Annotated in this window: 1 protein-coding gene; it reads right to left on the minus strand. The window is 47.0% G+C overall.

What is annotated here, in order from left to right; all coding sequences use genetic code 11:
• Positions 1-470, minus strand: a 470-nt coding sequence (hslO, locus tag ACTHUR_RS15485; protein WP_440399522.1) for an Hsp33 family molecular chaperone HslO, incomplete at its 3' end; no start/stop codon positions are given.
• Positions 471-627 lie beyond the last annotated feature (157 nt).

Consider the following 627-nt stretch of genomic DNA (forward strand, 5'->3'; position numbering starts at 1 on the left):
GTATCGAGCTGCTCGGAACGTTTCATATAGTTGACCAGCATTTGCGCAATGCTGTCGCCTTCCAGCGGCACAACACCTTGCCAAGGGTCGGCATCTTTAGGCTGATGGGTCAAAACGAACACGCTGTTTTCGCCCAACAGCGCAGTCAGGCTTTCATCATCACGAATTTCAGCGGTTTCGTCCCAACGCGCGGTAGCACGGACAGTATTTTCAGAAGTCGCTTCCACCACCAACATTTTCAGACGGCCCTGACCTTGAACTTGAACAATCAGCGTGCCTTCGTTTTTAAGGTTGGCAGACAATAAAGAACCGGCGGCCAACAATTCGCCCAATGCGCGACGGATGGCGACAGGATAATGTTTTTGGTTGACGATGTGGTGCCAAACCTTTTCGAGGCGGATGTGCATGCCGCGGATAGGCATATCGTCGAAGATAAAGCGTGTACGGATATCGCTGTGATTTTGTGTCATGTCAGTCTCTGAAAATAAATCAATGAATGCCGCCTATATGGTTGCAGCAGAGGATAAATCAAGCGAAACCGCATTTAATGTTTTTCTAGTTTGTTTGGAAACAAGGATTTAACGCAAAATAACAGCAGTTTTTTTGCCAAAAAGACGGTTTTTGAAT

It is taken from the genome of Neisseria sp. P0021.S007, from assembly GCF_051956855.1.